This is a genomic window from Zhihengliuella alba (genome assembly GCF_039538765.1).
Taxonomy (GTDB): Bacteria; Actinomycetota; Actinomycetes; order Actinomycetales; family Micrococcaceae; genus Zhihengliuella; species Zhihengliuella alba.
The window spans coordinates 224,273-236,518 of sequence record NZ_BAABCJ010000006.1 but is presented as its reverse complement, the minus strand read 5'-3'; the positions used below and the strand labels follow the sequence as shown (position 1 = coordinate 236,518).

General features: G+C 71.2%; 11 protein-coding genes. 6 read left to right on the top strand and 5 right to left on the bottom strand.

Features of this window, described 5'->3' with window-relative positions; genetic code table 11:
- The first annotated feature begins 13 nt into the window (after positions 1–13).
- Positions 14–886, top strand: coding sequence for a formyltetrahydrofolate deformylase (gene purU, locus ABD784_RS12680; protein ID WP_344885303.1), 873 nt, complete (start codon positions 14–16; stop codon positions 884–886).
- Positions 887–1,033: 147 nt separating this feature from the next.
- Here purU and ABD784_RS12675 read toward each other — a convergent pair whose 3' ends face one another.
- Positions 1,034–1,951 (bottom strand): LysR family transcriptional regulator, encoded by a 918-nt coding sequence (locus tag ABD784_RS12675; RefSeq protein WP_344885300.1) that lies wholly within the window; start codon positions 1,949–1,951, stop codon positions 1,034–1,036.
- Positions 1,952–2,163: 212 nt separating this feature from the next.
- On the opposite strand from ABD784_RS12675, the gene ABD784_RS12670 reads away from it, so the two are divergent.
- From ABD784_RS12670 to ABD784_RS12660, 3 genes are all read left to right on the top strand, one after another.
- Entirely contained in the window at positions 2,164–3,456 is a 1,293-nt protein-coding gene (locus ABD784_RS12670; RefSeq protein ID WP_344885363.1) for an aromatic ring-hydroxylating oxygenase subunit alpha, read from the top strand.
- A complete protein-coding gene (locus ABD784_RS12665) occupies positions 3,453–4,901 on the top strand; it encodes a flavin reductase family protein (protein ID WP_344885297.1) in 1,449 nt (482 codons plus the stop codon). Before ABD784_RS12670 ends, ABD784_RS12665 begins: the two co-directional genes overlap by 4 nt.
- A 91-nt stretch (positions 4,902–4,992) precedes the next feature.
- Complete coding sequence (locus ABD784_RS12660) at positions 4,993–7,491, top strand: GcvT family protein (RefSeq protein ID WP_344885294.1); 2,499 nt, start codon at positions 4,993–4,995, stop codon at positions 7,489–7,491.
- Positions 7,492–7,576: 85 nt separating this feature from the next.
- Here ABD784_RS12660 and ABD784_RS12655 read toward each other — a convergent pair whose 3' ends face one another.
- From ABD784_RS12655 to ABD784_RS12645, 3 genes are all read right to left on the bottom strand, one after another.
- A complete protein-coding gene (locus ABD784_RS12655) occupies positions 7,577–8,020 on the bottom strand; it encodes an arsenate reductase ArsC (protein WP_344885291.1) in 444 nt (147 codons plus the stop codon).
- On the bottom strand, positions 8,017–9,120 hold the full coding sequence (arsB, locus tag ABD784_RS12650) for an ACR3 family arsenite efflux transporter (protein ID WP_344885288.1): 1,104 nt from the start codon (positions 9,118–9,120) through the stop codon (positions 8,017–8,019). The genes ABD784_RS12655 and arsB overlap by 4 nt, the downstream gene beginning before the upstream one ends.
- A 156-nt stretch (positions 9,121–9,276) precedes the next feature.
- Positions 9,277–10,662, bottom strand: a complete 1,386-nt coding sequence (locus ABD784_RS12645) for an FAD-dependent oxidoreductase (RefSeq protein ID WP_344885285.1) — start codon at positions 10,660–10,662, stop codon at positions 9,277–9,279.
- Between the two features lie 153 nt (positions 10,663–10,815).
- Here ABD784_RS12645 and ABD784_RS12640 point away from each other — a divergent pair, with 153 nt between their 5' ends.
- Entirely contained in the window at positions 10,816–11,166 is a 351-nt protein-coding gene (locus ABD784_RS12640; RefSeq protein WP_344885360.1) for an ArsR/SmtB family transcription factor, read from the top strand.
- Positions 11,163–11,573, top strand: coding sequence for an arsenate-mycothiol transferase ArsC (locus tag ABD784_RS12635; protein WP_344885282.1), 411 nt, complete (start codon positions 11,163–11,165; stop codon positions 11,571–11,573). The genes ABD784_RS12640 and ABD784_RS12635 overlap by 4 nt, the downstream gene beginning before the upstream one ends.
- A 73-nt stretch (positions 11,574–11,646) precedes the next feature.
- On the opposite strand, the gene ABD784_RS12630 is transcribed toward ABD784_RS12635, so the two are convergent.
- A complete protein-coding gene (locus ABD784_RS12630; protein WP_344885279.1) occupies positions 11,647–12,192 on the bottom strand; it encodes a hypothetical protein in 546 nt (181 codons plus the stop codon).
- Between the last annotated feature and the right edge of the window lie 54 nt (positions 12,193–12,246).

Sequence of the window (12,246 nt, the reverse complement as noted above, 5' to 3'; positions counted from 1 at the left end):
AATAGGAGCAAACATGGGTGAGACCGCCCGGGACTACGTCCTGACCTTCGACTGCCCGGAGAAGCCCGGCATCGTGCATGCACTGACCGGCGTCCTCCTGGAGCACGGCGGGGACATCGTGGAGCTGAAGACGTTCGACGACCCGCGCGCCGGGCACTTCTTCGCCCGCGTGCACTTCACCATCGGCGACGGCGTGGACGCCGACCAGGCGGCGGCGAACGTGCGCCGCGACATCGCCAAGCTGGTCGACGGCGGCGACGCCCGCTGGGAGCTGCTGCCGGCGGGGCAGAAGCGCCGCGTCCTGATCATGGTCTCCAAGTTCGACCACTGCCTCAACGACCTGCTCTACCGCGCGCGCATCGGTGAGCTCCCGGTGGAGATCGCCGCGGTGGTCTCCAACCACCGCGACCACCAGCGGTCCGTGGAGTGGCACGGCATCCCCTTCTACCACATCCCCGTCACCCCGGACACCAAGGCCGAGGCGGAGCAGAAGCTGCTGGACCTGACGGACCGGTTCGAGATCGACCTGGTGGTGCTCGCCCGCTACATGCAGGTCCTCTCCGACTCCCTGGCCACCAAGATGGAGGGGCGGATCATCAACATCCACCACTCCTTCCTGCCGTCGTTCAAGGGCGCCAAGCCGTACCACCAGGCGTTCGAGCGCGGGGTGAAGACCGTGGGCGCCACGGCGCACTACGTCAACAGCGAGCTGGACGAGGGGCCGATCATCGCCCAGCAGGTGCAGCAGGTCGACCACTCCTTCGGGCCCGAGGACCTGGTCGCCGCGGGTCGGGACACCGAGCGCAAGGCCCTCTCCGACGCGGTGCGCTGGCACTGCGAGGGCCGCGTCATGCTCCACGACTCGCGGACGGTGGTCCTCCGCTAGGCCGGGGCACGCCCGGCAGCCCGGGTCCGGGCCGGCACCGCGTACGACGACGACGGGAGACTCCCGTCGTCGTCGTACGCATGCCCGGCGACGGGCGCCGCGGGCGCGGCCAGGCCCGGAGGTCCGTTCGGACCCGCGCGGTCCCGTTCAGGAGCGCGAGAGGATCCCGCGGGCGGTCGCCTTCAGGCACTCCAGCGAGGAGCGCACCAGCGGCGAGTCCTGCGTCCCGCTGCGCACCGCCGCGATGATCCGCCGGGTCGGCTGCCACGGGCCCTCGAGATGGAGCCGGGTGACGTTCTCCGCCGCGCCGAGCCGGAAGAGCCGCGGCACGAGCCCGATGCCCAGGCCGGCGCCGACCCACGCGGTGGCGGTCTCCCACTCGATCGCCTCGTGCTCGATCCGCGGGGTCACGCCGACCGCGGTGAAGGCGGCCGTGAAGAGCGTGTGGTAGGTCGAGCCGGGGGCCGCGGTGATCCACGGCTCCTGCGCCAGGTCCTCCAGGCGCACCGTCTCGCGCTCGGCCAGGGGGTGGGCGGAGGGCACCATGACGTCCAGCGGGTCGTCCAGCAGCGGCGTCAGCTCGAAGCGCGGGTCCCCGTCCACGTGGGAGGCGGCCTGCATGGCGACCACCACGGCCAGGTCGATCCGCTCGGTCAGGAGCAGGTCGAAGCACCGCTCCGGGCTGGCCTCCACCATCTGCACCTGCACGTCCGGCCGGGACGTCCTCAGCTCGGAGGCCAGCGGGGCGAGGAGGCTCGACGCGGCGGTGGAGAAGCCGCCGATGCCGAACCGCCGCTGCGTCTGCCCGCCGGCCGTCAGCGCCTCCGATCTGATCCGGTCCCACTCCGTCACCAGCGAGTCCGTCTGGTTCACCAGGTAGCGCCCCGTGCTGGTCAGCCGGAGCCCCCGCCCGTCCTTCACCAGCAGCCTCATCCCGAGCGACTGCTGGAGCTCGCGCAGCTGCGCCGAGATCGCCGATCTGGAGTAACCGGTGAGCTCTGCGGTAGCCGATACCGTGCCGCACATGGCGAAGGCACGGAGGGTCAGAAGGCGCTGATCGATCATCCACTAATCCTGCACGGTATCGGCCAGAAAGTGGAGCTTTCTTTGGACTGTGACGCTTCTTACGCTTGAAGGACACCAGCAGGTTCCCGGTCGTCTCGGACCGGCCAGGCACGATGATCCGCCGGCACCGGCGGGATGCATTTCGAGGGAGAATTCGATTGAACCCTGCAGTTAAGACCGCAGCCAAGACGCCCGTCGGCGAGAGCAAGGCTGTGGCCGGACGGGCACCGGCCACCCGCAAGGGACGGCTCTCCGCCGTCACCGAGGAGCAGCGCTCCGAGATCCGGGAGCTGTTCGACAACCGGCGCAAGGGCTATTCGCTCGACGCCCCCTTCTACACCGATCCGACGCTCTTCACCGCCGACATGGAGGGCATCTTCGGCCAGCACTGGCTCTTCGCCGCCAGCGTCGCCGAGATCCCCGAGCCGGGCGACTACGTGACCGTCGACTACGGCCCCTACTCGCTGATCGTGCTCCGCACGGAGGAGGGCGTCAACGTCCTCCACAACGTGTGCCGCCACCGCGGGGCGAGGGTCCTCACCGAGGCGGCCGGCACCACCGGCAACCTCGTGTGCGGCTACCACTCGTGGACTTACTCGCCCGAGGGCGCCCTCGTGCACGCCTCCGCCCCCGGCGAGGCGACCTTCGACAAGGGCTGCTTCGGCCTCAAGCGCGCCCACAGCCGCGTGGTCGCCGGCCTGGTGTTCGTCTGCCTCGCGGCCGAGCCGCCGGAGGACTTCGACGAGGTCTCGCGGATCTTCGAGCCCTACCTGGCGCCGCACGAGCTCTCCAGCGCCAAGGTCGCCTTCCAGCAGGAGCTGGTGGAGGAGGGCAACTGGAAGCTCGTCATGGAGAACAACCGCGAGTGCTATCACTGCGACGGCCACCCCGAGCTGGCCTGCTCGCTGTTCCCCACGTGGGGCCTGACCGAGGGGATCATCCCGCCGCACCTGGAGGACGTCTGGGACCGGAACGTCCAGGCCGACCAGGCCCTCAAGGACCGCTGCGTGCGCTACGGGCTGCCCTACGAGGTCCTCGAGGAGCTGGACACGCGGATCGCCGGCTACCGCATCTCCCGCGAGCCGCTCGACGGCGCGGGCGAGTCCTTCTCGGCCAGCGGGCGCCGCCTGTCCAAGAAGCTGCTCGGCGACCTGCGCGACTTCCGCCTGGGCCGTTGCTCCATGCATTTGCAGCCCAACAGCTGGTTCCACTTCATGTCCGATCACGTCATCACGTTCTCGGCGTTCCCGATCAACGAGCACCAGACCCTGGTGCGCACCACCTGGCTCGTCGCCGACGACGCCGTGGAGGGGGTCGACTACGACCTCGAGACGCTGACGTACACCTGGAAGCAGACCAACCTCCAGGACAAGAACTTCGTGGAGCTGTGCCAGCGCGGCGCCGCGAGCCCCGCCTACGAGCCCGGCCCGTACATGAAGAGCGAGTACCAGGTGGAGGCCTTCATCAACTGGTACGTGCAGCGGATGCAGGAGCACCTGGCATGACCATCAGCACCACCAGCACGGCCATTCCCGACGTCCTGCGGGTCCGCGGGCTGGAGATGCCGTGGAACCGCGTGCTGCAGAGCTCGGCCGAGGCGGCCGGCGCGGCACGTGCCCTCGGCCCCTGGCATCCCCAGGAGTTCCTGGCGGAGTGCGTGGAGACGGTCCCCGAGGCCGGGAACATGATGACGTTCGTCCTGCGCCGGACCGACGGGGCGCCGCTGGCGTTCCGCCCCGGCCAGTACCTGAACATCGCGTTCCCGGTGAACGGGCCGGACGAGGAGCCGGTCAACCGGAGCTACTCCATCTCCAGCGCCCCCACCCAGCCCTGGGCGTTCGCCATCACGGTCAAGCGCGACGACGGCGGCAAGGTCTCCCCGTGGGTCCACCAGAACGTCAGGCCCGGCACGATCCTCGAGGTCCTCGGGCCGGTGGGCGCGTTCCACCTGCCGGACCACGACCGCCGCGCCCGCTACCTCTTCCTCGCGGCGGGGGCGGGCATCACGCCCCTGATGTCCATGATCCGCACCATCCACTCCCTCCCCGGCCGGGCCGACGTCGTGGTCCTGTACCACGGCGCCGCGCCGGGAGCCTTCGCCTTCTCGAAGGAGCTCGAGTACATCGCCTCGGTGGACTCGCGGATCAAGGTCTACTACTCGCTCGGGGACCGCAGCGCCCCCGGCAAGTGGCAGGGCATGGTCGGCCGGCTCACCGCCGAGATGATCGAGGAGGTCGCCCCGGACGCGAACGGCCGTCAGGTCTACGCCTGCGGGCCGGAGCCCTACCTCGACGTGGCCGGCAAGATCCTCGAGCGCCTGGACGTGGACGATACGTCCTTCCACGTCGAGTCCTTCAACGGCAGCCGCGAGACCATCCTCGAGTACAAGGAGGAGGTGGCCCTCGCCGGCGAGATCGCCGAGGAGATCGCCGCGGCGAACGAGGAGTTCTACGAGCAGCAGCCCGCCGCCCTGGAGCTCTACGGCAGCGGGTACGACGCCGTCCTGACCGGCCACTCGGAACCGGGGACCGACGCGGCGGCCGAGGCCGGCGCGGAGGTCGTCGACGAGCCGGCCGCCGAGGACTACGCCTGGATCGACGAGGGCGTCGCCGAGCAGGACAGCTCCGCTGCGGCGGGGTCCGACGAGGCGCCGGCCGACCCGTCGTCGTTCCAGGTCCACGGCGAGGGCGCCCTGACCATGTCCTTCGTCCGCAGCCGGGTCAACGTCCGGATCGACCCGGGGCAGCAGATCCTCGGCGCCGCCCGCAAGGCCGGCGTCAGGATCGGCGCGAACTGCCAGGAGGGCATGTGCGGCTCCTGCAAGATCGTCAAGCTCGAGGGCGAGGTGGACATGAACCACCAGGGCGGCATCCGCGCCCGCGAGATCGAGGCCGGCAAGTTCCTGCCGTGCTGCTCCACGGCCAACACGGACCTCGTCGTCGACGCCTGAACCGGCCCACAGCCATCAACCACCCGTATCTCGGCGGGCGCATCCACCGTGCCCGCAGTTCCAGCATCCCCACCAGCAGTAGGAGTCCCCTGTGACGTCGAAGACCGCTCCACGCGTTGTCATCATCGGAGCCGGCACCGTCGGTGCCAACCTGGCCGACGAGCTGGCCCAGCGCGGCTGGACCAACACGCTCGTCCTCGAACAGGGCCCGCTCGGGCTGCCGGGCGGGTCGACGTCGCATGCGCCAGGACTGGTGTTCTCCTCCAACGGCGCGAAGACCATGGCCGAGTTCGCCAGCTACACCATCGAGAAGTCCCACTCGCTCATCGGCCCCGACGGGCGCGGCTCCTTCCGCGCGGTCGGCGGCCTGGAGATCGCGACCAACGAGGAGCGCCTCGCGGACCTGCACCGGCGCGCCGGCTGGAACCGGGCCTGGGGCATCGAGGCCGAGGTGATCGACGCCGAGGCCTGCCGGAAGATGTACCCGCTGCTGAACCCGGACATGGTCCTCGGCGGGCTCCACACCCCCAACGACGGCCTGGCGCTCGCCGCCCAGGCCACGCAGCTGCTCATCGAGCGAACGCGTGCCCAGGGCGTGGAGTACCGGGACCGGACCACGGTCACCGGCATCGAGCAGTCGGGCGGCCGCGTCCGCGCCGTGCTCGCCGGCGAGGACCGGTTCGAGGCCGACATCGTGGTCAGCTGCGCCGGCTTCTGGGGGCCGGCGATCGGCGCGATGGCCGGCACGCGGATCCCGCTGCTGCCGCTGGCGCACCAGTACGTGAAGACCACCGCGCTGCCGAGCCTCGCCGGCAAGAACGAGATGCCGAACGGTGCCAGCCTGCCGATCCTGCGCTTCCAGGACCGCGACCTGTACTACCGCGAATGGGGCGACCGCATCGGCATCGGCTCCTACGCCCACCGGCCCATGCCCGTGGACCTGGAGACGCTCCCGACGTACGCGCCGGGCGAGATCACGGCCGACCGCATGCCCTCCTCGCTCCCGTTCACGCCGGAGGACTTCGAGTCCGAGTGGGAGGCCACCAAGGAGCTGCTGCCGGACGTGGCGAACACGGAGATCGAGAGCGGCTTCAACGGCATCTTCTCCTTCACGCCCGACGGCGGCTCGCTGGTCGGCGAGTCCCGCGACCTGGACGGGTTCTTCGTGGCCGAGGCCGTGTGGGTCACGCACGCCGCCGGCGTCGGCAAGGCGGTCGCCGAGCTCCTCACACAGGGCCGCTCCGAGACCGACCTCGGCTGCTGCGACCTCAACCGGTTCGAGGACGTGCAGACCACGCCGGACTACGTCTCCGAGACCTCCCAGCAGAACTTCGTGGAGATCTACGACGTCCTCCACCCCTCGCAGCCGCGGGTGTCCCCGCGCAACGTCCGGGTCAGCCCCTTCTTCGCCCAGGAGCAGGAGCTCGGCGCGGTGTTCCTCGAGGGCGCCGGCTGGGAGCGGCCGCACTGGTACGAGGCCAACGCCGCCCTGCTCGACGAGCTGCCGGCCGAGTGGACGCCGCCGGAGCGCGACTCCTGGGCCGCGCAGTTCCACTCGCCGATCGCCGCCGTGGAGGCCTGGCGCACCCGCACCGCCGTCGCGATGTACGACATGACGCCGCTGAAGCGTCTGGAGGTGACCGGCCCGGGCGCCGGCCCGCTGCTCCAGCGCCTGACCACCGGCGAGATGCTCCGCAAGCCGGGCGCCGTCACGTACACGCTCCTGCTGGACAGCGCCGGCGGCGTCGCCAGCGACATCACCGTGGCCCGGATCGACGAGCGGACCTACCAGGTCGGCATCAACAGCGGCATCGACGACGCCTACATCTCCCGCGAGGCCCGCCACCAGAGCGAGGAGGACCCGTCCCAGTGGGTCAGCGTCCGGGACACCACGGGCGGCACGTGCTGCATCGGCCTCTGGGGCCCGCTGGCCCGCGAGGTCATCTCGAAGGTCACCGAGGACGACATGACCAACGAGGGCCTCAAGTTCTTCCGGACCAAGCAGATCTCGATCGCCGGGATCCCCGTGACGGCCATGCGGCTCTCCTACGTCGGCGAGCTCGGCTGGGAGCTCTACGCCTCCGCCGACGTCGGGCACCGCCTGTGGGACGTGCTGTGGGAGGCCGGCCGCGAGCACGGCATCATCGCCGCCGGCCGCGCCGCCTTCAACTCGCTGCGCATCGAGAAGGGCTTCCGCGCCTGGGGCACGGACATGACGATCGAGCACGAGCCGGACCAGGCCGGCGTCGGGTTCGCGGTCAAGGCCACCAAGACGGACGACTTCGTGGGGCGCGACGGCCTCCCCGAGCGCCGCGAGCGGGCGACCAAGCGCCTGCGCTGCATCACGGTGGACGACGGCACCACTGTGGTCCTGGGCAAGGAGCCCGTGTACATCGGCGACGACGTCGTCGGCTACATCACCAGCGCCGCCTTCGGCCACACGGTGGGCCGGCCCATCGCCTACGCGTGGCTGCCCAAGAGCGCCGAGGTCGGCGACACGGTCGAGGTCGAGTACTTCGGCAAGCGGGTTCAGGCGACGGTCGCGGCCGAGCCGCTCGTCGACCCGGAGATGACCAAGCTCCGCGGCTGACGCGCTGACGGCACAGAAGNGTGCCCGCCTCCACTGGAGGCGGGCACCGGCGCTTCTGTACGTCGTCGTCCGACGACGCGGTCGACTACTCGTCCGCCGTCGCCGGGGCGAGCGACTCGATGAGGGCCTCGATCCGGCCCTTGATGTCATCGCGGATGGGGCGCACGGACTCGAGGCCCTGGCCGGCCGGGTCCTCGAGCTTCCAGTCCTCGTAGCGCTTCCCCGGGAAGTAGGGGCACTCGTCGCCGCAGCCCATGGTGATGACCACGTCGGACGCCTGCACCGCGTCGGCGGTCAGGACCTTCGGCACCTCGGCCGACATGTCGATGCCGACCTCGCGCATGGCCTCGACGGCGGCCGGATTGATCCGGTCGGCCGGCTGCGACCCGGCCGAGCGGACCTCGATCCGGTCTCCCGCCAGGGCGGTCAGGAACGCGGCCGCCATCTGGGAGCGGCCGGCGTTGTGCACGCAGACGAAGAGGACGGACGGCTTGGCGGCGGCCGCGCCGGTGGTGCTCTCGGTGCTCATAGCGACCTCTCGATTCGGCCCGGGCGGGCGGTGAAGTACTTGCGCGCCCAGAGGGCGACGTAGACGAGGGCCACCAGGACGGGCACCTCGATCAGGGGACCGACGACGCCGGCCAGGGCCTGGCCGCTCGTCGCGCCGAACGTGGCGATCGCGACGGCGATGGCCAGCTCGAAGTTGTTGCCGGAGGCCGTGAAGGACAGCGTGGTGGTGCGCTCGTAGCCCAGGTTCAGGTAGCGGCCGATCACCATGGACGCGCCGAACACCACGACGAAGTACACGACCAGCGGGACGGCGATCCGGGCGACGTCGAGGGGGTTCGCCATCACCTGGCTGCCCTGCAGGGCGAACAGGACGACGATCGTGAACAGCAGGCCGTAGAGGGCCCACGGGCCGATCCGCGGCAGGACGCGGGACTCGTAGGCCTCCCGGCCGAGCCGGCGCTCGCCGAGCGTGCGGGTCAGGAAGCCGGCGACCAGCGGGATGCCGAGGAACACCAGCACAGAGAGGGTGATCGCGGCGACCGAGAACTCGGCGCTGGTGGTCGGCAGGCCGAGCCAGGTCGGCAGGACCTGCAGGTAGAACCAGCCGAGGACGCCGAACATGGCCACCTGGAACACGGAGTTCACCGCCACCAGGACCGCGGCGGCCTCGCGGTCGCCGCAGGCCAGGTCGTTCCAGATCAGCACCATGGCGATGCAGCGGGCGAGCCCGACGATGATGAGGCCCGTCCGGTACTCGGGCAGGTCCGCCAGGAAGACCCAGGCGAGCACGAACATGAAGGCCGGCGCGAGCAGCCAGTTGATGACCAGCGACGTGATCATCAACTTGCGGTCCTGCAGGACGTGGCCGGTCTCGTTGTAGCGGACCTTCGCCAGCACCGGGTACATCATCACCAGCAGGCCCACCGCGATCGGCACGGAGACACCGGCGACCTGGTAGGAGTCCAGGGCCTCGCCGAAGCCCGGCGCCACGGCGCTCAGGAGCAGGCCCAGGCCCATGGCGGCGAGGATCCACAAGGGCAGGAAGCGGTCCAGGACGGACAGCTTCTCCACGATGTGGGCGGTTTGCGGCTCGCGCGCGGGGGCGTCGAGTGGCGTCACGGGGTCTCCGATACTGTGCGGCGGCCAGCAACGGCCGGGCGGGGGAGCGGGATGAGGGACATTGACGACTGTCGATCTCAATGGTGGCCGATTGAATCGATGACTGTCAATGCGTGGCGGGCTGGGGGCCTGATGCGGGCGAGCCGGGTTCCTCGGCTACGCCCGCTCGGTGGCCAGGCCGTTGCGGCCGTGGGCGAGTCCGGTCGGGATGCCGAGGAGCTGCGGCTCGGCCGGCGCGTCGCAGCAGGAGCCCGCATCGGTCGAGCAGACGCCCGTCTCCGGCAGGTCGAGCTCCAGCCGTGCCGCCGCCTCCGTGTCGCCGGCCAGATGCGCCGCGATGGAGCGGACCTGCTCGTAGCCCGTGGCCATCAGGAAGGTCGGGGCGCGGCCGTAGCTCTTCATGCCCACGATGAAGAAGCCCTCCTCCGGATGCGCCAGCAGCTCGGCGCCGTGCGGTGGGACGGTCCCGCAGCTGTGGAACTCTGGGTCGATCAGCGGGGCCAGCTCCCGCGGTGCCTCGAAGGCGGGGTCCAGGTCCAGGCGCAGCTCGCGCAGCATGCCCAGATCCGGCCGGAACCCGGTGGCCGGCACCAGCAGGTCCACCTCCAGCTCGGTATCCTCGCCGCGTTCATCGGCCCGCACGGTCAGGCGGTCCTCCGCCGTCGTCCGCGTCCCGAGCACCCGGAAACCGGTGCGGACCTCGATGCGCCCGGCTGCCACCATGGTGCGCAGGCGGGCTCCGAGGGCGCCGCGGGCGGGCAGGCCGTCGCGCTCCTCGCCCCCGTACACCGCGGACGGGTCGTCGCCGCGCAGGCCCCAGATCACCCGGGTTCCCTCCGCCTCGGCCGCGAGGCGCCCGAGCGAGAGCACCGTGTTGGCGGCCGAGTGGCCGGCCCCGATCACCAGGACGGTCCGGCCGGCGAACCGCGCCCGGTCCGCCCCCAGCACATCCGGCAGCGCCGACGTCACGACGCCGGCGGCGCGGGTTGCGCGCTCGCCGACCGCCTCCAGTCCTCCCGGCCCCACCGGGTTGGGCAGGCCCCAGGTGCCGGAGGCGTCGATCACCGCCCGCGCCTCGAGGTCCTGCTCGACGCCGTCGGCGCCGTCGGCGCCGTGCGCCTCGGTGCGGACGAGGAAGGGGGCCTCGGCACGGTCGCGCGCCCGGGTCTTGTCCAGCCCGGCGCGGGTCACGGCGACCACCCGGTGACCGGTGCGCACGTGGGCTGCGATCGCCGGAGTCGCGGCCAGGGGTTCGAGGTAGTCCTTCACCAGTTCGCGGCCGGTGGGCAGGCGCTTCGGGTTCGGGGCCGCCCAGCCGGCGGCCTCCAGGAGCCGGACCGCGGCGGCATCCGTGTTGTAGGCCCACGTGGAGAACGTCTGGATGTGGCCCCACTGCGCCACGGCGGCGCCGACCGACGGGCCGGCCTCGAGGACGAGCGGGGTGACGCCGCGTTCCAGGAGGTGGGCCGCGGCCGCCAGGCCGACCGGGCCGGCGCCGATGACGACGACGGGTAGATCGCTGTGCTGGAGGTCGTGACGCATGGGGACTCCTCGGGAAGGCCGCTCGGGTTGACGGAGGTATCGACGTGCATCGATGCGACGAGTATGGTTAGCTGCATCGATAGTTGTCAATATCCCGAAGGAGCGACCGTGGCCGAGACGATCTCCCCCACCGCACCGACAGCGGCGTTGCCGATGGCGGAGCCCGAGTCCGCAGAATGCTGCGTGCCCCCGGCCGGGCGGCCGTCGCTGGGGGCCGAGGCCGCCGTCGCACTCGCGGCGCGTTTCAAGGCGCTCGCCGACCCCAACCGGCTGCGGCTGCTGTCCATGGTGGCGGCCGGTGAGGACGCCGAGGCCTGCGTCTGCGACCTGACCGAGCCCCTCGGGCTCGGTCAGCCCACGGTCTCGCACCACCTGAAGATCCTGGTCGACGCCGGCTTCCTCACCCGCGAGAAGCGCGGCGTCTGGGCCTACTACTCCGTGGTCCCGGAGGCGCTGGGAGATCTGGCCACCACGCTCACCGGACAGTTGGGGAGCGCCCGATGAGCGCCGCTCCGGCCGTGCTGTTCGTCTGCTCCAAGAACGGCGGCAAGTCCCAGATGGCCGCCGGGCTGATGCGGCTCGAGGCGGGAGACGCCGTCGTCGTCGAATCCGCGGGCACCCAGCCGGGGGCGGCGATCAACGCGCTGTCGGCCGAGGTCCTGCTCGATCTCGGCGTCGATATCCGCGACGAGCAGCCCAAGGCGCTGACCGAGGAGGCCATGCGCCGGACCGGGCTCGTGGTGGTGCTCGGCGGCGAGGCGCAGGTGGACCCCGTGGAGGGCGTGGCGCTCGAACGCTGGGAGACCGACGAGCCCAGCCTGCGCGGCATCGAGGGACGCAAGCGGATGGAGCTCGTCCGCGACGACATCCATGCGCGCGTCAAGGACCTCAAGACCCGCCTCCTGGGCTGAGCCGGGGCGGTCCACCGGGCCGAACGATCAGAAGGGCCGCACCGATCAGCTGGACGAGGCGTCGGCACCGGGCTCAGTGCGCCGCGCGCTCCTCCGCCTCGGCGGCGTGGTCGACGATCGGCGCGATCGTCTCGCGCAGATCCAGGAGCGTGCGACGGTACGTCTCGGCGTCGAACTCGAGGACCTCCGCCCCGGCGACCGGCGTGACGCGCGGCCGGCCGTCCACGGTGTCCTGCCAGCGGAAGCCGCTCCAGGTGACGCGCTCGCCGATCTGCAGGTCGCAGGCGAGGTAGCCGCACGCCTCGCTGCGGCAGATGGGGCAGAAGAGCAGCCCCAGGGCCTGCGAGGGCGGTCCGTCGCCGGTCCCCAGCAACCCGTCGATCCGCAGCAGACCGGCGGCCGGGAAGGTCGAGCGCAGGTCCGCCATCTCGGCCGGCATGTCCAGCGTCCCGGACCAGTCGCGGATCCACTCCTGCAGGAGGCGCCCGTCCACCTGGATGTTCCAGATCGTCTGCTTCAGCTCCACAGCCTTGAGGCGCCGGAACAACCCGACCCGCCGGGTGGTGCGGCGCCGGACCACCGTCTCCTTGAAGGAGAGCACGTTCGGGCCAGTACTCATCTCTCCAGTATCGGCCGAGGGCGCGTTCCGCGCGTCACATTACGCCCTCGGCCG